Origin of the sequence: Streptomyces sp. NPDC086777, assembly GCF_040702065.1 — a bacterium.
Lineage (GTDB): Bacteria > Actinomycetota > Actinomycetes > Streptomycetales > Streptomycetaceae > Streptomyces.
Map to the genome: position 1 here is coordinate 42,933 of NZ_JBFBJI010000025.1, position 22,629 is coordinate 65,561.

Sequence of the window (22,629 nt, forward strand, 5' to 3'; positions counted from 1 at the left end):
TCAACTCCCTACAGAGTCACTTCGGGGTTATGCCTTTTGCCTGTTGCGGCGGTTGTTGATGACCATCGATGCCAGGACGAACAGTACGGCGACCAGGAACATGGCCGTACCGATGACATTGATCTGGACGGGTGTGCCGCGCTGTGCCGAACCCCAGACGAACATGGGGAAGGTGACGGTGGAGCCCGCGTTGAAATTGGTGATGATGAAATCGTCGAAGGAGAGCGCGAAGGACAGCAGCGCGCCCGCCGCGATTCCGGGGGCCGCGATGGGGAGGGTGACCCTGACGAACGTCTGCACCGGTCCGGCGTAGAGGTCCCGGGCGGCCTCCTCCAGGCGCGGGTCCATCGACATCACGCGCGCCTTGACCGCGGTGACGACGAAGCTGAGGCAGAACATGATGTGGGCGATCAGGATGGTGTAGAAGCCAAGCTGGGCGCCCATGTTGAGGAACAGGGTGAGCAGCGAGGCCGCCATCACGACCTCGGGCATCGCCATCGGCAGGAAGATCAGCGAGTTGACGGCGCCGCGGGCGCGGAACCGGTAGCGGACCAGCGCGAAGGCGATCATCGTGCCGAGCACGGTGGCACCGATCGTCGCCAGGGCGGCGATCCGGAGGCTGATGGAGAGCGAGCCGCACATGTCGGCGACCCCGCACGGCTGTTTCCAGGCGTCCAGCGAGAACTGCTGCCATTCGTAGTTGAAGCGCCCCTTCGGTTTGTTGAAGGAGAACACCGTGACGATGACGTTCGGCAGGAGGAGATATCCGAGCGTGAGGAGTCCCGCGATGACGACGAGATTCTTCTTGAACCATGTGACGAAGGGCATTTAGACCAGATCCTCCGTCCCGGACCGGCGGATGTAGAGGGTGACCATGGCGAGGATCGCGGCCATGAGGATGAAGGAGAGCGCGGCCGCCGTCGGATAGTCGAGAATCCGCAGGAACTGCGTCTGGATCACGTTTCCGATCATGCGGGTGTCGGTCGAGCCGAGGAGTTCGGCGTTGACGTAGTCACCGGCCGCCGGGATGAAGGTCAGCAGCGTGCCGGAGACCACGCCCGGCATCGAGAGCGGGAAGGTGACCTTCCGGAACGTCGTCCACGGCTTGGCGTACAGGTCGCCGGCGGCCTCGTGCAGCCGTCCGTCGATCCGCTCCAGCGAGGTGTAGAGCGGCAGGATCATGAACGGCAGGAAGTTGTACGTCAGACCGCAGACCACGGCGAGCGGCGTGGCCAGCACACGGTCGCCGGCCGTCCAGCCGAGGAAGTCGGTGACGCTCAGCACGTGCAGCGAGTTCAGGACGTGCACGACCGGGCCGTTGTCGGCCAGGATCGTCTTCCAGGCCAGGGTGCGGATCAGGAAGCTGGTGAAGAACGGCGCGATCACCAGGATCATGATCAGGTTCCGCCAGCGCCCCGCGCGGAAGGCGATCAGGTAGGCCAGCGGGTAGCCGAGCAGCAGGCACAGGACCGTGGCCGCGGCCGCGTAGAAGACGGACCTGAGGAACTGCGGCCAGTACTCGCTCAGCGCGTCCCAGTAGGTCACGAAGTGCCAGGTGACCTTGTAGCCCTCTTCCAGGGAGCCCGTCTGGATCGACGTGGACCCCTGGTAGATCATCGGCAGCGCGAAGAAGACGACCAGCCAGAGGATGCCGGGCAACAGCAGCCAGTAGGGGGTCCACCTGCCGCGCCTGCGCGCGGGCTTCTTCGTCTCGGGTTCGGCGGGCGCCAGCGGCGGCGGCGCCTCGGAGAGCGTGGCCATCAGGCGGCCTCCTCCTCGGTGCCGGCGTCGATGTCCTGGGCGGCGTCGAGGCCGAAGGTGTGCGCCGGGCTCCAGTGCAGGACCACGTCGGCGCCCGGGACCAGCCGGCCGTCGCGCTCGACGTTCTGCACGTACACCGCGAACTCGGGGCAGACCGCGCTGTCGATGACGTACTGCGTGGAGACGCCGATGAAACTGGCGTCGGCGACCTTGCCGGTGATCCGGTTGCGGCCCTCGGGGATGGAGCCCGCGTCGTCCGCGTGGGTGAGGGAGATCTTCTCGGGCCGGACCCCGACCAGCACCTTCCCGCCGGTCGTGGTCGGCGCCGAACATCGTGCCTCAGGCAGCACCAGCTTCCCGCCGCCCGCCTTGAGGACGATGTCGTCCCCGCTCTTCGAGTCGACCTCGGCCTCGATCAGGTTCGAGGTGCCGAGGAAGTTCGCGACGAACGTGGTGTTCGGGTTCTCGTAGAGGTCGGCCGGCGAGCCGAGCTGCTCGACGCGTCCCGCGTTCATCACGGCGACCGTGTCGGCCATGGTCATGGCCTCCTCCTGGTCGTGCGTGACGTGCACGAAGGTGATGCCGACCTCGGTCTGGATCCGCTTGAGCTCCAGCTGCATCTGGCGGCGCAGCTTGAGGTCGAGGGCGCCGAGCGGCTCGTCGAGCAGGAGCACCTTGGGGTGGTTGATCAGCGCACGGGCCACCGCGACCCGCTGCTGCTGGCCGCCGGAGAGCTGGTGCGGCTTCTTGCGCGCCTGCTCGCCGAGCTGGACCAGCTCCAGCATGTCCTCGACCTGCTTCTTCACGCTCTTGATGCCACGCCGGCGCAGGCCGAAGGCGACGTTCTCGAAGATGTCCAGGTGCGGGAAGAGGGCGTACGACTGGAAGACCGTGTTCACCGGCCGCTTGTACGGCGGCAGATGGGTCACGTCCTGGTCGCCGAGGTGCACGGTGCCGGTGGTCGGCTCCTCGAGGCCGGCGATCATGCGCAGGGTGGTGGTCTTGCCGCAGCCGGAGGCACCGAGGAGCGCGAAGAAGGAGCCCTGCGGCACGGTCAGGTCCATGGGCTGTACGGCGGTGAAGCCGTTGTCGTAGGTCTTGCCGATGCCGGTGAGGCGGACGTCGCCGCTGCTGTCTGTCGTCATGGTGTCGTCACGCCCCTGTGAGCTTCGCGAACTTCTGCTGGTAGGCCGTCTCTTCCTTCGAGCTCAGGGCCCGGAAGGCATGGGACTTGGCCTGCATGGCCTTGTCGGGAACGATCAGCGGGTTACTGGCCGCCGACTTGTCGATCTTGGCAAGGTACGGCTGCACGTCCGACACCGGACTGACGTAGTTGACGTAGGCGGAGAGTTCGGCGGCCGGTTCGGGCTCGTAGTAGTAGTCGATGAGCCGCTCGGCGTTCGTCTTGTGGCGCGCCTTGTTGGGGACCATCAGGTTGTCGGTCGACGTCATGTACCCGCTGTCCGGGATGACGTACGCGACGTCCGGGTTGTCGGCCTGGAGCTGCACGATGTCGCCGCCCCAGGCGACACAGGCGGCCAGGTCGCCCTTGCTGAGGTCCGAGGTGTAGTCGTTGCCGGTGAACCGGCGGATCTGGCCCTTGTCGACGGCCTTCTGCAGCCGGGCGATCACCGCGTCGTAGTTGTCGTCGGTGAACTTCGCCGGGTCGATGCCCATGTCGAGCATGGTCATGCCGACGGTGTCGCGCATCTCCGTCAGCAGGCCGACCCGGCCCTTGAGCGCGGGGTTGTCGAGCAGGTCGGAGACCGACTTCACCTCGACGCCGTTCAGGGCCTTCTTGTTGAAGGCGACGACCGTCGAGATGCCCTGCCAGGGGTAGGAGTAAGCGCGGCCCGGGTCCCAGTCGGGGCTGCGGAACTGGTCCGACAGGTTGGCGAAGGCGTGCGGCAGGTTGGACGCGTCCAGCTTCTGGACGTAGCCGAGCCGGATCATGCGGGCGGCCAGCCAGTCGGTGAGGACGATCAGGTCCCGGCCGGTGTCCTGGCCGGCGGCGAGCTGCGGCTGGATCTTGCCGAAGAACTCGTCGTTGTCGTTGATGTCCTCGGTGTACTTCACCGTGATGCCGGTCCGCTTGCGGAACGCGTTGAGCGTGGGGTGCGTCTTCCCGCTGTCGTCCACGTCGATGTACTCGGGCCAGTTGGAGAAGTTGACGATCTTCTCCGTGGCCGAGTGGTCGTCGGCGGAGACCCCGCCCTGGGACTTGCCGGCCGCGGGGATGCCGCAGGCGCTCAGTGCCCCCGCACCGCCCACCGCGAGCGCGCCGCCCAGGAACGACCGGCGGGCCAGGGCGGCCCGGCCGGTGCGGAGACTGCGCCGCATGGCGGCCACTTCGACCGGGGTCGGGCGGTCGGGCTCGTACTGCCTCATACGCTTGATGCCCTTTCGGGAAGGGGGCCGTGACGAACGGCCGGAGATCTGACTATCGGTCCCCGAAGATCGTGCGGTGCCAGTCCTTCCGCGGCACCGCCGTATTATCGAACATAACGTGCTTGACCTGCGTGTACTCCTCGAACGAGTACGCCGACATGTCCTTGCCGAAGCCGGACGCCTTGTAGCCGCCGTGCGGCATCTCGCTGATGATCGGGATGTGGTCGTTGACCCACACGCACCCCGCCTTGATCTCGCGGGTCGCGCGGTTCGCCCGGTAGACGCCGCTGGTCCACGCGGAGGCTGCCAGACCGTACGGGGTGTCGTTGGCCAGCCGAATGCCCTCATCATCACTGTCGAACGGCAGAACGACCAGCACCGGTCCGAAGATCTCGGACTGGACGATCTCGCTGTCCTGCGGCGCGTCGGCGATCAGGGTGGGCCGGTAGTAGGCGCCGCTCTTCAGCTCGTCCTGCGGCGGCTCGCCGCCGGTCACCACGCGCGCATAGCCGCGCGCCCGCTCCACGAAGGCGGCGACCCGGTCCCGCTGGGCGTGCGAGATCAGCGGCCCGAGGTCGGTGCCGGGCGCGAACGGGTCCCCCAGCCGCACGGTCTCCATGAGGGCGGCCGTCCGTTCCACGAAGGCGTCGTAGAGCGGCCGCTGCACGTACGCGCGGGTGGCGGCGGTGCAGTCCTGCCCGGTGTTGATGAGCGCGCCCGCGACGGCTCCGTTGGCGGCAGCCTCCAGATCCGCGTCGTCGAAGACGACGAACGGCGCCTTGCCGCCGAGCTCCAGGTGGAGCCGCTTCACGGTCGCGGTGGCGACCTCGGCGACCCGCTTGCCGACACCGGTGGACCCGGTGAAGGAGGTCATGGCGACATCGGGGTGCCCGACGAGGTGCTCGCCGGCTTCCTTCCCCGTCCCGGTGACGATGTTGACGACACCGTCCGGGATGCCGGCGAGCGTGGCGGCCTCGGCGAAGAGCAGCGAGGTGAGCGGGGTCAGCTCGGCCGGCTTGAGCACGATGGTGTTGCCTGCGGCGATCGCCGGGAGGATCTTCCAGGCGGCCATCTGGAGCGGATAGTTCCAGGGTGCGATGGAGCCGACGACACCGATGGGCTCGCGGCGGATGTACGACGTGTGGTCACCGGAGTACTCGGCGGCGGCCTGCCCCTGCAGGTGCCGGGCGGCACCCGCGAAGAAGGCGGTGTTGTCGATGGTCCCCGGCACGTCGAACTCGCGCGTGAGCTTCAGCGGCTTGCCGCACTGGAGGGACTCGGCGCGGGCGAACTCCTCCGCCCGGTCGGCGAGCACGGCGGCGAAGCGGTGCAGCGCGTCGGAGCGCTCGCCGGGGGTCGTCCCGGCCCAGCCCGGGAAGGCCGCCCGCGCGGCTGCCACGGCCCGGTCCACGTCATCCGTACCGGCCAGCTCGTACGTGTACACGTCCGTGCCGGTGGCCGGGTCGACGACGGCGTGCGTACGTCCCGACGTGCCCTCGGCGAACCGTCCCGCGATGTACTGCGCGCCGCCCGCGAGCCGCTCCTGCGCGGGGAAGGTCTCCGGGGTGGCGGTGCCCGGGTTGTCCATGTCGCTTCTCCTCCGCCGTCACCCCGCACCGAGGGGCGGGTGGCGTAGCTCCGGCTCGATTTGACTGCCGATCCTGACAGAGCAGGGGGCGACCAACAAGTGATTCCGTTGTTGCCTTTTGGTTACGCGACGGAATCTGTCGACCAGGTGTCGAGTCGGCGGTGAAAAGGCGGGACGGAGTGTCAGTGGTGGCTGCCAGACTGGCGTGCATGGCGGAGATCGATTCTGTGGAGGCCCTGATCAGGGCGGTCCGGGCGGGGGCCAGGATCAGGTACCTGCACTTCTGGGGACACCGGCCGAGGCCGGACGGGCGGGTCTCGGCGAGCTGCCTGAGCCAGTGGTGGCCGTCACCCTTCGTGGTCGACGGTGTCGTCTACGCGACCGCCGAGCACTGGATGATGGCGGCGAAGGCGCGGCTCTTCGGGGACGCGGAGGCGGAGCGCATGGTCCTGGCCGCGGGCCACCCCGCCGAGGCGAAGAAGGCGGGCCGGCTCGTCCGGGGCTTCGACGAGGCGACATGGCAGCGGGAGCGCCTCGGAATCGTCACCGAGGGCAGCGTCCACAAGTTCGGCGCCGCACCCGAGCTGCGCGACTTCCTGCTGGCGACCGGCGACCGGGTCCTGGTCGAGGCGAGCCCGGTGGACCGGGTGTGGGGCATCGGCCTGACAGCGACGGATGCGGCAGCGGAGGACCCGGAGCAGTGGCGAGGGCTGAACCTGCTGGGGTTCGCACTGATGGCGGCAAGAGAACACCTTCTGCCCGCCGACACCACGCCTGCATAAAGACACCCCGGCCTTCCACCCGACAGGACCGGCCCACCCCGAAGGGGCGCCGGCCCTCCGCCCGACAGGACCGGCCCACCCCGAAGGGCCGCGGGGAACTGCGCGACCAGCCCCACCGCGCCGCACCCGACAAACCACGGAACCTACCCCACCCGAAGAAGCGCCGGCCCTCGGCCCCACAGGACCGGCCCACCCCGAAGGGCCGCGGGGAACTGCGCGACCAGCCCCACCGCGCCGCACCCGGCGAACGACCCCCTACTGGCTTCCCTGGCTCCCCGCCACCGCGATCAGCGTGATGAACGCGGCGACCAGCACCAGCCCCGCCGAGCCGCAGATGATCCCGGCGAGCGCCTGCCCACCGTTCGTCGCCTCCCCCCTCCGCACCCGCTTCCGCCCGATCACCCCGAAGACGATCGCCAGCACCCCCATCACGAACGAGACCGGCGCCAGGCAGAACCCGATCGCGCTGATGATCCCCGTCACCATGGCGGCGGTCCCCAGCCCGTTGTTCGGCATCGGCTGCATCCCGGGCCAGCCGCTGTACCCGCCGTACCCCCCGGGTCCCACCGGGTACGACGGCAACGCCTGGCCCGGGTACTGGCCCGGGTACTGGCCGGGGTACTGGCCGGGATAGCCGTACGGAACCGGCCCCGGCCCGTTGGGGGCGATCGGCGGTGGCGGCACCGCCGCACCCTGCGGCTGCCGGGCCGCGGGCGGCGCGTAGGGGTTCGGCGGCGCGTTCGGGCCCGGCGCCGCGAACGGGTTCACCGGCGCAGCCGGAACCGTGCCGGACGGCGCGGCGAAGGGGTTGGCCCAGCCCTGCGGCGGCGCGTCGGCGGGGGCGTCCGGCCCCGGCACGGCCGCGACCGTCCGCTGGTCGTGGACCGACGGCGGTGCCACCGGCGCCGCGGGCGCCCCGGCCCCGGCCCCCTCCCCGGCGGCCTCCCCCTTGTCCAGCCGTATCTTCGAAGTCTCCGGCACCTCGTCAGCCATCGTGCGACGTCCCCTCCTCGTGCGCGCATGCCGCCGTCATGCTACGGCCCGGGCCCCGCCGAACCGCTGCTCGGGCCGTCCGGCCTACCATGACCCCGGAGTCACCGATCAGCCGATCACCGCGCAGGGCCCCACGGCCGCACCCCGCCGCAGGCGGCCCGCGCCGTTCCGGGGAGGAACCCTTGTCCGACCGCCACACCGACCCCGCAGCCCCGCGCGACCCGCACGACGTGCACGACCTGCACGCCTTCATCGCCGGACTGCCCAAGGCCGAACTGCACGTCCACCACGTCGGCTCCGCCTCCCCCCGCATCGTGTCGGAACTGGCCGCCCGGCACCCCGACTCCAGGGTCCCGACCGATCCCGAGGCCCTGGCCGACTACTTCACCTTCACCGAATTCGCCCATTTCATCGAGGTCTACCTGTCGGTGGTCGACCTGATCCGCACGCCCGAGGACGTACGGCTGCTCACCTACGAGGTGGCCCGCGACCTGGCCCGCCAGCAGGTGCGCTACGCCGAGCTGACGATCACCCCGTTCTCGTCCACCCGGCGCGGGATCGACGCCCGGGCCTTCATGGACGCGATCGAGGACGCGCGGAAGGCGGCGGAGGCCGAGTTCGGCACGGTGCTGCGCTGGTGCTTCGACATCCCCGGCGAGGCGGGCCTGGAGGCCGCCGAGGAGACGGCTCGGCTGGCGACCGACGACCGGCTGCGCCCGGAGGGCCTGGTCTCGTTCGGTCTCGGCGGCCCCGAGATCGGCGTACCGCGGCCGCAGTTCAAGCCTTACTTCGACCGGGCGATCGCGGCCGGCCTGCGTTCCGTCCCGCACGCGGGCGAAACCACCGGCCCCGGTACGGTCTGGGACGCGCTGACCCATCTGCGCGCCGAGCGCATCGGCCACGGCACCAGCTCCGCGCAGGACCCGAAGCTCCTCGCCCACCTCGCCGAGCACCGCATCGCCCTGGAGGTGTGCCCGACCTCCAACATCGCCACCCGCGCGGTCCGCACCCTCGAAGAGCACCCGATCAGGGACTTCGTGGCCGCCGGTGTCCTGGTCACGGTCAACTCCGACGACCCGCCGATGTTCGGCACCGACCTGAACAACGAGTACGCGGTCGCCGCCCGTCTCCTCGGCCTCGACGAGCGCGGCCTCGCGGACCTCGCGAAGAACGCGGTGGAGGCGTCCTTCCTGGACCTCGCGGGCAGGGCGAGGATCGCGGCCGAGATCGACGCGTACACGAAGGCGTGGCTCGCCCCCTGACGAGGCCTGAGAGCATGGGCGCATGCAGACCGTGACCGCCGTGGCCCACCGCGGCGACCCCTACCGCATCCGCGAGAACACGCTCGACTCCCTGCGTTCCGCGCTCCACCGGGGCGCGGACGCGGTGGAGACCGACGTGCGGCTCACCCGTGACGGCGTTCCCGTCCTCCTGCACGACGCCACGCTCAAGCGGCTGTGGGGGCACGACCGCCCCCTGCACACCCTGTCGGCGGACGAGGTGCGCGGCCTCACCGCGGGCGGAGTCCCGACCCTGGCCGAGGCGCTGGCGGCGACGGAGGGCGGCCGGGTGATGCTCGACCTGCCCGGCGACCCGGGCGAGCGGGCGGTGGCGAGGATCGTGGCCGTGGCCAGGGAGTGCGACGCGACCGACCGCGTGTACTACACGGGCGACGCGGCCGCGATGCTGGCGGTGCGGGCGGCCGACCCGTCCGCCGAGATCGCCCTGACCCGCAAGACCCTGGCACCGGTCCGCCCCGCGCTCCTGGACGTGATCCGCCCCCGTCACCTGAACTACCGCTTCACCCTGCTCGACCACGCCCTGGTCGAACACGTCCACCGCACCGGCTACCTGGTCTCCTGCTGGACCCCGGACACCTGCCGCTCGCTGCGCCGCCTGCTGGACATCGGCGTCGACTCGATCACGACGAACAGGGTGGACGTCCTCGACGGCCTTCGCTGAGCGTCCCCAGGGGCACGGGTCGCCGAGCGCCTCGTCCTCACCTACTCGACCGTGACGAAGCACGTCGGCCGGGTCCTCTCGCCAAGATCGGGACGCGCGACCGGATCCAGGCCGTGGTCACGGCGTACGACGCCGGACCGGTCCGCGCCAAGCAGTCGGACCCCCTCTCCCCGTGCGGCGGCTGCAGGCGTAGCATGTGAACGAAACAGTTTCGTTCATGGAACGGACCTCGCATGGAGAAGACAGGCACGGTCTCCGTACTCGTCGTCAACGACCAATCCCTCCAGCGCCTCGCCCTGCGCATGCTCCTCGCCGCCGAGCCGGGACTGACGGTCGTCGGGGAGGCGGCGGACGGGGACGAGGCGATCCGTGCGAGCGCCGCGCTCCGCCCCGACGTCGTCCTCATGGACAGCCGGCCGTCCCGGGCGGACGCCATCGACACCGTCCGGCGCATCGCCCGCCCCGCCGCCCGGACCCCCACCCCCGCCGCCGGCTTCACCGGCGGGGCCGCGGCCACCTCCCCCGTCCCGCGGGTCCTGATGCTCACCGCGGCCGAGCAGGAGGTGGACGCCTGGGCGGCCCTGCGCGCGGGCGCCGGCGGCTTCCTGCTCGACGACGCCGACCCGGCCGAACTGACCGCGGCCATCCGGGTGGTGGCCGCCGGCGACGCCGTCATCACCCCCGGTCTGACCGGCGCGCTCATCGACGCCGTACGCCGGCAGCACACCGTCCGACCCCTCCCCCGCACGTCGGGGCTCGGCGCCCTCACCGGGCGCGAGCGCGACGTCCTGATCGCGGTCGCCTCCGGCTGGACCAACGCCGAGATCGCGCAGTGGCTGTCCATCGCCCCGACCACCGTGAAGACCCACGTCAGCAACGTCCTCGGGAAGATCGGCGCCCGCGCCCGGGTGCAGGCGGTGGCCTTCGCCTACGAGTCGGGGCTGATCCGGCCGGCGGCGTGAGCGCTCCCCCGACCACGATCCACGGCGGCGCCGTCGTGGCCGGTCGCGTCGTTCCCCCCAGCCTTCGGCCGGGGGTACCCCCGGCCGCTCTTCCGGGCGCTGCCGGGAGGCAGCCGGAAGCGCTCGCCGCCCAGCGTCTCGAGGACCGCCGACGCGGAACCGGAACGCGCCCGCGCCGGGGCCCCACACGGCTGACCGGTTTCCCGGAAGCGACTCGGAGCGACTCGGAGCGACTCGGAGCGTCCCGCACGCGATCCTGGAAGCCATACAGAAACGGCAAGGAGCCGATCATGACGACCCAGTGGAACGCCTCCGAGGGCCAGATCGAGACCACCGCCCGCGGCCGTGCCGTGCTCTCCCAGCCCCGCCTCAACCGGGGCACCGCCTTCACTCCCGAGGAGCGGCGGATGCTGGGCCTGGTGGGCCTGGTTCCCCCGGCGGTGCTGACCCTGGAGCAGCAGGCCGAGCGGGCCTACCAGCAGTACGCGGCACAGCCGACCGACCTGGCCAAGAACGTCAACCTCACCGCCCTGCACGACCGCAACCAGGTGCTCTTCTACCGCCTGCTCGGCGACCACCTCGACGAGATGCTGCCCATCGTCTACACCCCGACCGTCGGTAAGGCGATCCAGCGCTACAGCAACGAGTACCGGCGCCCGGCCGGCGTGTACCTGTCGGTGCACGCGCCGGAGGAGATCGAGAGCGCGCTCACGGCCGCCGGCGCGGGCCCGGACGACGTGGACCTGATCGTCGCCACGGACGGCGAGGCGATCCTCGGCATCGGCGACTGGGGGGTGGGCGGCATCGACATCTCGGTGGGCAAGCTCGCCGTCTACACCGCCGCCGCCGGCATCGACCCGAACCGCACCCTCGCGGTCATGCTGGACGTCGGCACCAACCGCCAGGAGCTCCTCGACAACCCGCTCTACCTCGGCAACCGGCACCCGCGCGTGGACCGCGAGACGTACGACGCCTTCATCGACGCCTACGTCACCACCGCCCGCCGGCTCTTCCCGCACGCCCTGCTGCACTGGGAGGACTTCGGCCCCGCCAACGCCCGCCGCATCCTGGAGCGGTACCGCCCGACCCAGTTCACCTTCAACGACGACATGCAGGGCACCGGTGCCGTCAACCTCGCCGCCGTGCTCTCCGGTGTGAAGGCCAGCGGCATCCCGCTGCGCGACCACCGGGTCGTGGTCTTCGGCGCGGGCACCGCCGGCATCGGCATCGCCGACCAGCTGCGGGACGCCATGGTCGCCGACGGCCTGACCGCCGAGGAGGCCACGGCCCGCATCTTCGGCGTCGACCGGTACGGCCTGCTCACCGAGGACCAGCAGGACCTGCGCGACTTCCAGGTCGGCTACGCCCGTCCGGCCGCCGAGGTCGCGGAGTGGCGGCGGGACGAGAAGGTGGGCGGCATCGCGCTGGCCGAGGTCGTGGCGCGGGTCCGGCCGACGGTCCTGATCGGCACCTCCGGGCAGGGCGGCTCCTTCACCGAGGAGATCGTCCGCGCGATGGCCGCCCACGCCGAGCGGCCGATCATCCTGCCGATGTCGAACCCGACCGACCTCGCCGAGGCGGTCCCCGCGGACCTGCTGGCCTGGACCGACGGCCGCGCCCTGATCGCCACCGGCAGCCCGTTCCGCCCGGTCGAGCGGGACGGGGTCCGCTACCTGATCGGGCAGGCCAACAACGCGCTGGTCTTCCCGGGCCTCGGGCTCGGCGCGATCATCGCCCGGGCCACCCGGGTCACCGACGGCATGCTGGTCGCCGCCGCGCACGCCGTGGCCGGGCAGACGGACGTGGACGGCCCCGGCGCGCCGATCCTGCCCCTCACCGACCGGCTGCGCGAGACCTCGGTGGCGGTCGCCGTGGCGGTGGCCCGCGCCGCGGCCGCCGACGGGGTGGCCGGCGCGACCGTCGACGACTCCGTCGAACAGCGGGTCAGGGCGGCCGTGTGGCAGCCGACGTACCCGCCCGTCAAGGCCGTCTGACCGACCCCGCCCGTCAAGGCCGTCCGACCGGCCCCGCCCCTCAGCCGAGTCCGGCAGGGGCGGTACGGACGTCCGTGGCCGGGCGCGGTGCGAGGGCGGCCTCCGCCGCGGAGTGGGCGGAGGCGAAGGTGAAGGCGCGCGCCGAGGGTCCGTGCGCGCGCAGGTCGGCGAGCCGTTCCAGGGCCTCGCCGGTTGTCGGGAGGTGACCTGCGGGGACCCACCAGAGCACCAGATGCGCCTCGGCGTGCCGCTGGAACCACTCGCGCCGGCGCCGCATGACGTCCAGGTGCTCACTGCGGTAGGTGAAGGCCCACAGCGCCTCCTGGGTCTCCCACACCGTCAGGTTGACGATGACGTCCTCACCCGCCGGGCGCAGCGCGGTGGCGTCGGCCGCCCCGTCCTCCACGAGCCGCCACACGAAGCCGGGCGCGTCGTCGGCAGCGGCGTTGACCGTGTCGAGCAGGTCGACGAACGGCGCCATGCGCGGGTCGTCCAGGGGGTATCGGAGCGTGGCGACATTCAGCTGGGCGAGGTGGGCTGCGTGCGCGGATGCGGTCATGGCCTCATACCAGCACGCACCCACTTCTATGTCAATCGTCGTTGTTTTTAGAAATCCCCGTCGGCGGACCCGGCAAGCTCCACCACCACGCAGCACTCGCCCGGGCGCGCGGCCATGCGGGCCCGGACGGGGCCGTCGGTGCCGAGCAGCCCCTCCAGCAGCGCGAGGTTCATCCCGCAGACGAGCGGCGGGAAGCGTTCGGCGACGGCGTGGAAGGGGCAGTTGCGCATCCGGACCACGGCCGCTTCTCCCGCGTCCGCCGTGCCGCCCGCACCTTCGGCGGCCTCCAGGTGCGGTTCGTAACCTCGGGCCGCGAGCGTCTCGACGGCTTCTTCGAGGCCGGCACAGGGGGCCGCCGAGCCGCGCAGGGCCTCGCCGCGGCGGCGTGCGGCCGCACAGAGCCCGGCGTCCAGCCCGGCCTCCTCGGCGGCTTCGGCGAGCAGTTCGGCGGCGGTGCGGTAGTCGCGGGCGGGCAGCGACACCGCCCGCTCCTCCCGGGCCCGCGTGTACACCTTGGCCGGCCGGCCCGCGCCCGGTCCCGAGCGGCCGGTCAGCCGCCGGCTGCCGGTGTCGAGCAGGCCTGCCTCGGCCAGCCTGTCCAGGTGGTGCGCGGCGAGCGTGCGCGCCACCCCGGTCGCCTCGGCGGCCTCGTTGCGGCCGACCTCGCGGCCCTGCGCGGCCACGTACTCGTACAGTCGGCGCCGCACCGGATCCTGCAACGCCGCGATCGCGTCGATGTCGTTCACTCCCCCATTCTAGGAACAACGGGGATTGGAGATAGAGCGGGCGGGAGCGGCGGTGCCGCCGAGGGAGAACGGGCGGGGCGAGGAACGGCGGCGCGGGGAAAGCCCGGGCGAGGACGAGGCCGGGCGATGCCGCCCCACGCGACGACGGCTCACGCACGGACGACCCACGCGACGACGGCTCACGCACGGACGACCCACGAGACGACAGCTCACGCACGGACGACCCACGAGACGACAGCTCACGCACGGACGACCCACGCACGGACGGCCCACGAGAACGACGGCTCACACACGGACGGCCCACGCACGGACGACGCACGCAATGACGGGCAATTGACGGTCCCGATGATGGCCAATTGAGGGATTCGAGGGCTTCACCAATCCCCTTCGCGACCCTAGCGTTGCGACCACCAGAACGGTCTGGCCTCGGGCACGGCCGTGCCCGACGCGCCGATCCGTCCGGTAACCGCGGCGTCGTCGGCTGTCCCCACCGGAACCACCGAAAGGCCACGGCATGACCACCCCACAGCTGAACCGGATCGCCGGTGCGCCCATCTCCTGGGGCGTGTGCGAAGTGCCCGGCTGGGGCTACCAGCTGACACCCGAGCGGGTGCTGCAGGAGATGCGCGAGGTCGGCCTGGCCGCCACCGAGTTCGGCCCGGACGGCTTCCTGCCCGCCGCCCCGGAGGCGATGGCCCGCGTCCTGGCCGACCACGACCTGCACGCCGTCGGCGGCTTCACCCCGCTGCTGCTGCACGTACCGGGCCACGACCCGGTGCCCGAGGCGGAGCAGCTCCTCGCGAACTACGCCGCCTCCGACGCCGAGGTCCTCGTCCTGTCCGCGATCACCGGCCAGGACGGCTACGACTCCCGCCCCGAACTCGACGCCGACGGCTGGAAGCTGCTCCTCTCCAACCTCGACCGGCTCACCGCCCTGGCCGCCGAGCGCGGGGTGCGCGCGGTCCTGCACCCGCACGTCGGCACGATGATCGAGAACGGCGACGAGGTCCGTCGCGTCCTGGAGGACTCCTCGATCTCCCTCTGCCTGGACACCGGCCACCTCCTCATCGGCGGCACCGACCCCGCCGAGCTCACCCGGCAGGCCCCCGAGCGCATCGCCCACACCCACATGAAGGACGTGGACGCCGCCCTCGCTGCCAAGGTGCAGTCCGGCCGCCTCAGCTACACCGACGCCGTGCGCGAGGGCATGTACCGCCCGCTGGGCTCCGGCGACGTCGACGTCGAGGCCATCGTCGGCCACCTCACGGGCCGCGGCTACGACGGCTGGTACGTCCTCGAACAGGACACCATCCTCACCGCGGAACCCAGGGAGAAGGGCCCGGTCGAGGACGTGTGGGCCAGCGCCGAACACCTGCGCTCGGTGCTGCGGACCGTCGCGTAGCGCACAACCCGGCCGCGCGGCGGGCGCCGGTGGCCGGCGGTGTCCGGCGGTGTCCGGCGGTGTCCGGCAGGCGCCTACAACCCCACGATCTTGTTCCACCGCCTGGCGAACTCCACGCGTTCCGTCGACGTGATGTCGCGGGCGATCGCGAGCCGCTCGCGCATCGCCGTGTTGGGGAAGATCAGGGCGTTGTCGGCGAGGGCCGCGGTGTCCTTGTCCTTGGAGTCGGCGAGGACCTGCTGGGCCGCCGGGACCGGGCAGACGTAGTTGACCCAGGCGGCCAGCTCGGCGGCGACCTCCGGCCGGTAGTAGTAGTCGACGAGACGCTCCGCGTTGGCCTTGTGGTCGGCGCGGTCCGGGATCATCAGGGAGTCGGACCAGAGCTCCGCCCCCTCCTCGGGGACGACGAACCGGATGTCGGGGTTGTCGGCCTGGAGCTGGATGACGTCGCCCGAGTACGCCTGACAGGCCAGGACGTCCCCGCTGACCAGGTCCTTGGTGTAGTCGTTGCCGGTGAAGCGGCGGATCTGGCCGCGGTCCACCTGCCGCTGCACCTCGTCGCAGACGGCGTAGAAGTCGTCGGCCGTCCACTGGGTGATGTCCACGCCGTTGCCCTGCATGAGCAGCGCGAACGCCTCGTCGAGGCCGGAGAGCAGGGTCACCCGGCCCTTGAGGTCGCTCGCCCACAGGTCCTTGACGTGCCGGATCTCGCGGCCCAGCTTCCCGCGGTTGTACGCGATGCCGGTGATGCCGGACTGCCACGGCACGGTGTGGAGGCGGCCCGGGTCGAAGGCGGGCGAGCGGAGCAGCGGGTCCAGGTACTTCGCCACGTTCGGCTGCTGGGCGCGGTCCATCCTCTGGACCCAGCCCAGGCGGACGAACCGCGCGCACATCCAGTCGCTGATGACGATCAGGTCGCGGCCGGTGGACTGGTGGTTCATCAGCGCGGGGCTGATCTTGCCGAAGAACTCGTCGTTGTCGTTGATCTCCTCGATGTAGTCGACGGAGATCCCGGTGCTCTTCTCGAAGGCGTCGAGCGTCGGCCGCTTGTTCGGGTTGTCGTCGTCGACGTCGATGTACAGCGGCCAGTTCGCGAAGACCAGCCTGTGGTCCGCGGCGGACACGTCGGTCACGGCGCGGTCGCCTGCCTTGACGTAGGCGGCGGGCACCCCGCAGCCCGCGAGCGCGCCGAGCGCGGCGGTGCCGCCGAGCGCGCGCAGCAGGGAGCGACGGGAGAGCGCGGGCGTCCGGGAAGAGGTCTGGGGCACACCTGAAGCATGTCCCGCCCGCCCGTCGCCGGGCAATCGACGCTGCGTCGAGCCACCTGACGGGTACCGGACACCTTGTCGATGCCGCGGATCAACACGGCGTTACGGGAAAGCGCTGCCCAGGGGCCTCCCGGCCCCTGGGCAGCGCAACCCGCCTGCAGGGGCGCGGGGCACCTGTCCGAATGCGGCTACCGCCGCGTGGGCGCGACCAGCCCCACGCATCCGCACCCGCACCCGCACCTACGACGTACGGCCCACGGCCTGCGACCTACGACCTACGACCTACGCGTCCAGCGACGTCATCACGTGCTTGATCCGCGTGTAGTCCTCGAACCCGTACCCCGACAGGTCCTTGCCGTAGCCCGACTTCTTGAAGCCGCCGTGCGGCATCTCCGCGACCAGCGGGATGTGCGTGTTGATCCACACGCAGCCGAAGTCCAGCTTCTTGGACATCCGCATCGCCCGCCCGTGGTCCTTCGTCCACACGGACGACGCGAGCGCGTACTCGACGCCGTTGGCCCACTCCAGGGCCTGGTCCTCGTCGGTGAAGGACTGGACGGTGATGACCGGCCCGAAGACCTCGTTCTGGATGATCTCGTCGTCCTGCTTGAGCCCGGAGACCACGGTCGGCGCGAAGAAGTAGCCCTTGTCGCCGACCCGCTGGCCGCCGGCCTCGACCTTCGCGTGCGCCGGGAGCCGCTCGATGAAGCCGGAGACCTGCTTGAGCTGGTTCGGGTTGTTCAGCGGTCCGAAGAGCACGTCCTCGTCGTCCGGCTGGCCCGTCCTGGTCTCGGCGGCGGCCTTCGCGAGCGCCGCGACGAACTCGTCGTGGATGGACTCCTGGACGAGGACCCGGGTCGCCGCCGTGCAGTCCTGGCCGGCGTTGAAGAAGCCCGCCACCGAGATGTCCTCGACGGCCTTGGCGATGTCGGTGTCCTCGAAGACGACGACCGGGGCCTTGCCGCCCAGCTCCAGGTGGACCCGCTTGAGGTCCTTGGACGCCGACTCGGCGACCTGCATACCGGCCCGCACGGAGCCGGTGATGGAGGCCATCGCCGGGACCGGGTGCTCCACCATCGCGCGGCCGGTGTCACGGTCGCCGGTGACGACGTTGAAGACGCCCTTCGGCAGGATCCCGCCGATGATCTCGGCCATCAGGACGGTCGACGCCGGGGTGGTGTCCGACGGCTTCAGGACCACGGTGTTGCCCGCGGCGATCGCCGGGGCGAACTTCCACACGGCCATCATCATCGGGTAGTTCCACGGCGCGACCTGCGCGCAGACGCCGACCGGCTCGCGGCGGACGATCGAGGTCATCCCCTCCATGTACTCACCGGCCGACCGGCCCTCCAGCATCCGGGCCGCGCCCGCGAAGAACCGGATCTGGTCGACCATCGGCGGGATCTCCTCGGAGCGGGTGAGCCCGGTCGGCTTGCCCGTGTTCTCCACCTCGGCCGCGATGAGTTCCTCGGCGCGCTCCTCGAAGGCGTCCGCGATCTTCAGCAGGGCCTTCTGCCGCTCGGCGGGGGTGGTGTCGCGCCAGCCCGGGAAGGCCGCGGCCGCGGCTGCCATCGCCGCGTCGACGTCGGCCTCGCCGGACAGCGGGGCCGTGGCGTACGCCTCGCCGGTCGCCGGGTTGACCACCTCGGTGGTCCGTCCGTCGGCGGCGTCCCGGAACTCACCGTCGATGTAATTGCGCAGACGACGCAGCTCGGTGCTCACTGCCGGCCCTCCAAGTTCGGTGTCCATTCACTGAGACACCCACAGTAATCCGAGATCCCACGTTTTCAACACCCCCAAAGCCGCCGCGTCTGCGAAATCCGCAATCAGAGACACCTCAAACAACGAATTTCATCGATACGGCCTTGCGGAACCGTCGAGACGTCGTGCACAGTGAGGTCGTGGCCAGTCGAAGCGCAGACCAGAGGGACTCGTCCCGCGAGTCCAGGAACGGCACCCCGCAGTTGGACGCCGTTTCCCTCGCCATCATCCAGCAGCTCCAGGAGGACGGCCGCCGTCCGTACGCCGCGATCGGCAAGGCCGTCGGCCTGTCCGAGGCGGCCGTGCGCCAGCGCGTCCAGAAGCTGCTGGACCAGGGCGTCATGCAGATCGTCGCCGTCACGGACCCGCTCACCGTGGGCTTCCGCCGGCAGGCGATGGTCGGCATCAACGTCGAGGGCGACGTCGAGTCGATCGCGGACGCGCTGACGGCCATGTCGGAAGTCGAGTACGTGGTGATGACCGCGGGCTCGTTCGACATCCTCGCGGAGATCGTCTGCGAGGACGACGACCACCTGCTGGACGTCATCAACAAACGCATCCGGGCCCTGCCCGGCGTGCGCTCCACCGAAAGCTTCGTCTACCTGAAGCTGAAGAAGCAGACCTACATGTGGGGAACCCGATAACCGTGACCCAGAAGGACCTCAGCCGCACCGCGTACGACCACCTGTGGATGCACTTCACCCGCATGTCCTCGTACGAGAACTCGCCCGTCCCGACCATCGTCCGGGGCGAGGGCACCTACATCTACGACGACAAGGGCAAGCGCTACCTCGACGGTCTCGCCGGTCTGTTCGTGGTCCAGGCCGGTCACGGCCGCACCGAACTCGCCGAGACCGCCTTCAAGCAGGCCCAGGAGCTGGCGTTCTTCCCGGTGTGGTCGTACGCCCATCCGAAGGCCGTCGAGCTGGCGGAGCGGCTGGCCGACCACGCCCCGGGCGACCTGAACAAGGTCTTCTTCACCACCGGCGGCGGCGAGGCCGTCGAGACCGCCTGGAAGCTCGCCAAGCAGTACTTCAAACTGCAGGGCAAGCCGACCAAGTACAAGGTCATCTCGCGTGCGGTCGCCTACCACGGCACCCCGCAGGGCGCCCTGTCCATCACCGGCCTGCCGGCGCTGAAGGCCCCCTTCGAGCCCCTCGTCCCCGGTGCCCACAAGGTCCCGAACACCAACATCTACCGCGCCCCGATCCACGGCGACGACCCGGAGGCCTTCGGCCGCTGGGCCGCCGACCAGATCGAGCAGCAGATCCTCTTCGAGGGCCCCGACACCGTCGCCGCGGTCTTCCTGGAGCCGGTCCAGAACGCGGGCGGCTGCTTCCCGCCCCCGCCCGGCTACTTCCAGCGCGTGCGCGAGATCTGCGACCAGTACGACGTGCTGCTCGTCTCCGACGAGGTCATCTGCGCCTTCGGCCGGCTGGGCACGATGTTCGCCTGCGACAAGTTCGGCTACGTCCCGGACATGATCACCTGCGCCAAGGGCATGACCTCGGGCTACTCCCCGATCGGCGCGTGCATCGTCTCCGACCGCGTCGCCGAGCCCTTCTACAAGGGCGACAACACCTTCCTGCACGGCTACACCTTCGGCGGCCACCCGGTCTCCGCGGCGGTCGGCCTCGCCAACCTCGACCTGTTCGAGCGCGAGAACCTCAACCAGCACGTCCTGGACAACGAGGGCGCCTTCCTCTCCACCCTGCAGAAGCTGCACGACCTGCCGATCGTCGGCGACGTCCGCGGCAACGGCTTCTTCTACGGCATCGAGCTCGTCAAGGACAAGGCCACCAAGGAGTCCTTCAACGACGAGGAGACCGAGCGCGTCCTGTACGGCTTCCTCTCGAAGGCCCTGTTCGAGAACGGCCTGTACTGCCGTGCCGACGACCGCGGCGACCCGGTCGTCCAGCTCGCCCCGCCGCTGATCTCCAACCAGGAGACCTTCGACGAGATCGAGCAGATCCTGCGCGCCACCCTCACGGAGGCGTGGACCAAGCTCTGATCGTCGGATCAGCGGTCTGATCATCCGGCCCCGGCGCCGTCCGTTCGAGTGAGAACGGCGGCCCGGGGCCGTGTGCTGTCCGGGCTCCGCCGCCCGGCGTGCCTAGCGTGCACGTGACCGATCGGCCCAGCCTTCGTTCCCCCGGACGTGGGAAGGCACGGCAAAACGGATCAGAACCGAGGTGTACGCCCATGGAGGCCCCGCCGGACAACGACGTGCTCTGGGCACGCGCCCTGCACTTCAGCCACCAGGACGGCTCACCGGGTGTCGCCGGCATCTCGCTGGGCGTGCGGGAGGGCGAGATCCTCGCCGTCAGCGGCCCGCGCGGCAGCGGCAAGACGACGCTCCTGAGGTGCCTGGCCGGTCTGGTCCCGGCGCAGGACGGCGAGGTCTGGTTCAACAGCAAGGCGGTGCACCGGATGGGCCCGTTCGCCCGCGAGCGGCTGCGCCGTGACCGCTTCGGCTGGATCGACCCGGTCCCCACCCTCGTCCCCGAACTGAACGTCTGGGAGAACACCGCCCTGCCCCTGATGCTGCGCGGCACCGGCCGCCGCCGGGCCAAGGTGGCCGCGCTGGAGTGGCTGGAGCGCCTCGACGTCGGCGACAAGGCCCGCAAGCACCCGGCCGAGCTCCAGCAGTCCGAACGCCAGCGCGTCGCCATCGCCCGCGCCCTCGCCCCCGCGCCCACGGTCCTCTTCGCCGACGAGCCGACGGCCCCGCTGCACCGCGCCGACCGCGCCCACGTGCTGCGTACCCTCACCACGGCGGCCCGCTCGCACGGCATCACGGTCGTCCTCGCGACGCACGACGCGGAGACGGCGGCCCTCGCCGACCGCAAGGTCGACCTGCTGGACGGTCGCCGGGTGAACACCGTCCACCTGCCGCCGGTCCCCGAAGCGGAAGGCCGGGCCGAGTGCTCAGTCTCCGTCTGACCCGCGCCGCCCGGCCGACCGTCCAGCTGCGCCGCCTCCTGGTGGCCGCGGCGGCCGCCGGCACGAGCTTCCTGCTGCTGTCCGCCCTCGGCTACGCGCTGGCCCACCCGAACCACTCGACGGCCGCCCTGCTGCGCCTGTCCTGGTGCGCGATCCCCGCCGCCAGCACGGTGTACCTCGCGGTCGCGGTGGCCCGCACCGACCCCGGCACCAGGCCGCGCTCCGGTCTCTCCGCCTTCGGCCTGGGCCCGGCCCGTCTGATGGCGATCGCCGCCCTCAACACGGCCCTCGCCTGCACCCTCGGCGCCCTGCTGGCCCTCCTGGTCTTCCTGCACCTGCGCGGCGACCTCACGGGCATGCCCTTCGACGGCGCGGCGAAGGACTTCCTGGCAGCCGGCCGGTCCCTGCCCGTCCCCGCGGCCCTGACCCTCCTGGCCACCCTCCCGGTCCTCGCCTCCGCAACGGTCGCCCTGACCCTGCGCCCCCGCGACCTGCCCCGCCCCGGCACCCGCACCCGCGTCCACGGCCGCTTCGGCGCCTACGGCCGAACGGCCGAACCCGAGTCCTTCGGCACCTACGGCCGCTTCGGCGCCCGCTTCCTCCGCGGCCCGACCCCCGGCACCCAGCCCACAGACACCCCGCACCCCCAGCTCGACCCCGCGCACGACACCCCACCGCCCTCGCACCCCGCGGGCAGTCGTACCGCTGTGGCGGCACGGGTGGGCGCTGGGGGTCCCCCCTCCGGGGGAGGCACCCTGCAGGCGCCGGTGAGCGAAACCCACCCCCCGGCCCCTGCCGACCGCAACGACGCACCCCCGGCCCCCCTCCCCGACCTCCCCGGCGTCACGGACCTCCCCACCGCCCCACCCGCCGGCCTCCCCTGGGGCGTCGCCGTCCTCGCCGCCGGCCTCGCCGTGGAGTCCTACGCGGGCGCCACCGAGACCACCCCGCACACCACCCTCCCCGGCGGACTGGCCGGCGGCCCCGCCGGTGTGCTCGCCGGCTGGGCCCTCACCGCGCTCGGCCTGATCCTCGCCGCCCCCGGCCTCACCCACCTCTGCGGACGCCTCCTCCAGTCCGTCCGCCCCGGCGCCCGCCGCCTCCTCGCCGGCCGCGTCCTGATGGCGGAGGCCACCCGCATCGGCCGCCCCCTCGGCGTCGTCTGCGCGGTGGCGTCGGCCGCCTTCGCGACCTCCGCCCTCCACGGCGACGACGGCAGCGCCCCCGCCTTCGGCCCCCTCACCGCGCTCGGCGGCCTCGTGGTGGCCGGCTGCACGGTCGCCACCCTCCTCACCGCCGCCGTCGAGGCCCGCCGGTCCCGCGCCGACACCACCGCGGCCCTGCTCCGCCTCGGCGCCCCGGCGGCCGTGCTGCGCAGCGCCGCGGTCCTGCGGACCGCCGCCCTGCTGGCCCTCTTCGGCCCCCTCACCCTGCTGATCGCGGAGCTCGCGGCACTCCCGCTCGCCCGCTGAACAGCCGTACGGAGAAAATCCGGATCCGGCGATGACTTTCGGCGCGGC

Annotated in this window: 19 protein-coding genes and 1 pseudogene; 10 read left to right on the plus strand and 10 right to left on the minus strand. The window is 71.4% G+C overall.

The features are described from left to right. Positions 1-27: 27 nt before the first annotated feature. From AB0472_RS30420 to AB0472_RS30440, 5 genes are read right to left on the minus strand one after another with little or no spacing between them, the layout of a single operon-like run. A complete protein-coding gene (locus tag AB0472_RS30420) occupies positions 28-828 on the minus strand; it encodes an ABC transporter permease (RefSeq protein ID WP_366361052.1) in 801 nt (266 codons plus the stop codon). Continuing rightward, a complete protein-coding gene (locus tag AB0472_RS30425; protein WP_366361053.1) occupies positions 829-1,761 on the minus strand; it encodes an ABC transporter permease in 933 nt (310 codons plus the stop codon). Then, positions 1,761-2,906 (minus strand): ABC transporter ATP-binding protein, encoded by a 1,146-nt coding sequence (locus tag AB0472_RS30430; RefSeq protein WP_093498800.1) that lies wholly within the window; start codon positions 2,904-2,906, stop codon positions 1,761-1,763. The genes AB0472_RS30425 and AB0472_RS30430 overlap by 1 nt, the downstream gene beginning before the upstream one ends. Before the next feature lie 7 nt (positions 2,907-2,913). Continuing rightward, positions 2,914-4,149, minus strand: coding sequence for a spermidine/putrescine ABC transporter substrate-binding protein (locus AB0472_RS30435; RefSeq protein WP_366361056.1), 1,236 nt, complete (start codon positions 4,147-4,149; stop codon positions 2,914-2,916). 52 nt (positions 4,150-4,201) lie between these two features. Next, positions 4,202-5,737, minus strand: coding sequence for a gamma-aminobutyraldehyde dehydrogenase (locus tag AB0472_RS30440; RefSeq protein ID WP_366361057.1), 1,536 nt, complete (start codon positions 5,735-5,737; stop codon positions 4,202-4,204). Between the two features lie 209 nt (positions 5,738-5,946). Here AB0472_RS30440 and AB0472_RS30445 point away from each other — a divergent pair, with 209 nt between their 5' ends. Further along, complete coding sequence (locus AB0472_RS30445; RefSeq protein WP_366361059.1) at positions 5,947-6,519, plus strand: NADAR family protein; 573 nt, start codon at positions 5,947-5,949, stop codon at positions 6,517-6,519. A 255-nt stretch (positions 6,520-6,774) separates the two neighbouring features. On the opposite strand, the gene AB0472_RS30450 is transcribed toward AB0472_RS30445, so the two are convergent. Continuing rightward, a complete protein-coding gene (locus AB0472_RS30450) occupies positions 6,775-7,512 on the minus strand; it encodes a DUF4190 domain-containing protein (protein ID WP_366361061.1) in 738 nt (245 codons plus the stop codon). A 19-nt stretch (positions 7,513-7,531) separates the two neighbouring features. Here AB0472_RS30450 and AB0472_RS30455 point away from each other — a divergent pair. From AB0472_RS30455 to AB0472_RS30470, 4 genes and pseudogenes are all read left to right on the plus strand, one after another. After that, positions 7,532-8,774, plus strand: a pseudogene (locus AB0472_RS30455) (adenosine deaminase). Between the two features lie 22 nt (positions 8,775-8,796). After that, positions 8,797-9,474: a glycerophosphodiester phosphodiesterase gene (locus AB0472_RS30460; RefSeq protein ID WP_366361063.1), complete on the plus strand. Its 678-nt coding sequence runs from the start codon at positions 8,797-8,799 to the stop codon at positions 9,472-9,474. Positions 9,475-9,707: 233 nt separating this feature from the next. Beyond that, positions 9,708-10,436 (plus strand): response regulator transcription factor, encoded by a 729-nt coding sequence (locus AB0472_RS30465; RefSeq protein ID WP_366361065.1) that lies wholly within the window; start codon positions 9,708-9,710, stop codon positions 10,434-10,436. A 290-nt stretch (positions 10,437-10,726) separates the two neighbouring features. Next, positions 10,727-12,430, plus strand: a complete 1,704-nt coding sequence (locus AB0472_RS30470; protein WP_366361067.1) for an NAD-dependent malic enzyme — start codon at positions 10,727-10,729, stop codon at positions 12,428-12,430. 40 nt (positions 12,431-12,470) lie between these two features. Here AB0472_RS30470 and AB0472_RS30475 read toward each other — a convergent pair whose 3' ends face one another. Together AB0472_RS30475 and AB0472_RS30480 are read right to left on the minus strand one after the other, a co-directional pair. Further along, positions 12,471-12,989, minus strand: coding sequence for a DUF3291 domain-containing protein (locus tag AB0472_RS30475; RefSeq protein ID WP_366361069.1), 519 nt, complete (start codon positions 12,987-12,989; stop codon positions 12,471-12,473). 47 nt (positions 12,990-13,036) lie between these two features. After that, positions 13,037-13,735: a transcriptional regulator gene (locus tag AB0472_RS30480; RefSeq protein ID WP_366361071.1), complete on the minus strand. Its 699-nt coding sequence runs from the start codon at positions 13,733-13,735 to the stop codon at positions 13,037-13,039. Between the two features lie 514 nt (positions 13,736-14,249). Here AB0472_RS30480 and AB0472_RS30485 point away from each other — a divergent pair. Continuing rightward, a complete protein-coding gene (locus AB0472_RS30485) occupies positions 14,250-15,137 on the plus strand; it encodes a sugar phosphate isomerase/epimerase (protein ID WP_366361073.1) in 888 nt (295 codons plus the stop codon). A 74-nt stretch (positions 15,138-15,211) separates the two neighbouring features. On the opposite strand, the gene AB0472_RS30490 is transcribed toward AB0472_RS30485, so the two are convergent. Both AB0472_RS30490 and AB0472_RS30495 read right to left on the minus strand, forming a co-directional pair. Next, positions 15,212-16,405, minus strand: coding sequence for an extracellular solute-binding protein (locus tag AB0472_RS30490; protein WP_366361074.1), 1,194 nt, complete (start codon positions 16,403-16,405; stop codon positions 15,212-15,214). A gap of 282 nt (positions 16,406-16,687) precedes the next feature. Further along, positions 16,688-18,127 (minus strand): gamma-aminobutyraldehyde dehydrogenase, encoded by a 1,440-nt coding sequence (locus AB0472_RS30495; protein WP_366361076.1) that lies wholly within the window; start codon positions 18,125-18,127, stop codon positions 16,688-16,690. A gap of 164 nt (positions 18,128-18,291) precedes the next feature. Here AB0472_RS30495 and AB0472_RS30500 point away from each other — a divergent pair, with 164 nt between their 5' ends. The 4 genes from AB0472_RS30500 (at position 18,292) to AB0472_RS30515 (ending at position 22,581) form a co-directional block, all read left to right on the plus strand. Beyond that, a complete protein-coding gene (locus tag AB0472_RS30500) occupies positions 18,292-18,810 on the plus strand; it encodes an Lrp/AsnC family transcriptional regulator (RefSeq protein ID WP_093498818.1) in 519 nt (172 codons plus the stop codon). Continuing rightward, positions 18,795-20,177 (plus strand): aspartate aminotransferase family protein, encoded by a 1,383-nt coding sequence (locus tag AB0472_RS30505; protein WP_294008897.1) that lies wholly within the window; start codon positions 18,795-18,797, stop codon positions 20,175-20,177. Before AB0472_RS30500 ends, AB0472_RS30505 begins: the two co-directional genes overlap by 16 nt. A 191-nt stretch (positions 20,178-20,368) precedes the next feature. After that, positions 20,369-21,109: an ATP-binding cassette domain-containing protein gene (locus AB0472_RS30510; RefSeq protein WP_366361078.1), complete on the plus strand. Its 741-nt coding sequence runs from the start codon at positions 20,369-20,371 to the stop codon at positions 21,107-21,109. After that, entirely contained in the window at positions 21,091-22,581 is a 1,491-nt protein-coding gene (locus tag AB0472_RS30515; protein ID WP_366361080.1) for a hypothetical protein, read from the plus strand. The genes AB0472_RS30510 and AB0472_RS30515 overlap by 19 nt, the downstream gene beginning before the upstream one ends. Positions 22,582-22,629 lie beyond the last annotated feature (48 nt).

Excerpts from the sequence above, each read along its gene's own strand:
- AB0472_RS30475 (WP_366361069.1), bottom strand. The coding sequence starts at position 12,989 with ATGACCGCATCCGCGCACGCAGCCCACCTCGCCCAGCTGAATGTCGCC.
- AB0472_RS30420 (WP_366361052.1), bottom strand. The coding sequence starts at position 828 with ATGCCCTTCGTCACATGGTTCAAGAAGAATCTCGTCGTCATCGCGGGA.
- AB0472_RS30465 (WP_366361065.1), top strand. The coding sequence starts at position 9,708 with ATGGAGAAGACAGGCACGGTCTCCGTACTCGTCGTCAACGACCAATCC.
- AB0472_RS30435 (WP_366361056.1), bottom strand. The coding sequence starts at position 4,149 with ATGAGGCAGTACGAGCCCGACCGCCCGACCCCGGTCGAAGTGGCCGCC.
- AB0472_RS30445 (WP_366361059.1), top strand. The coding sequence starts at position 5,947 with ATGGCGGAGATCGATTCTGTGGAGGCCCTGATCAGGGCGGTCCGGGCG.
- AB0472_RS30460 (WP_366361063.1), top strand. The coding sequence starts at position 8,797 with ATGCAGACCGTGACCGCCGTGGCCCACCGCGGCGACCCCTACCGCATC.
- AB0472_RS30430 (WP_093498800.1), bottom strand. The coding sequence starts at position 2,906 with ATGACGACAGACAGCAGCGGCGACGTCCGCCTCACCGGCATCGGCAAG.
- AB0472_RS30425 (WP_366361053.1), bottom strand. The coding sequence starts at position 1,761 with ATGGCCACGCTCTCCGAGGCGCCGCCGCCGCTGGCGCCCGCCGAACCC.
- AB0472_RS30470 (WP_366361067.1), top strand. The coding sequence starts at position 10,727 with ATGACGACCCAGTGGAACGCCTCCGAGGGCCAGATCGAGACCACCGCC.
- AB0472_RS30450 (WP_366361061.1), bottom strand. The coding sequence starts at position 7,512 with ATGGCTGACGAGGTGCCGGAGACTTCGAAGATACGGCTGGACAAGGGG.
- AB0472_RS30510 (WP_366361078.1), top strand. The coding sequence starts at position 20,369 with ATGGAGGCCCCGCCGGACAACGACGTGCTCTGGGCACGCGCCCTGCAC.
- AB0472_RS30440 (WP_366361057.1), bottom strand. The coding sequence starts at position 5,737 with ATGGACAACCCGGGCACCGCCACCCCGGAGACCTTCCCCGCGCAGGAG.
- AB0472_RS30485 (WP_366361073.1), top strand. The coding sequence starts at position 14,250 with ATGACCACCCCACAGCTGAACCGGATCGCCGGTGCGCCCATCTCCTGG.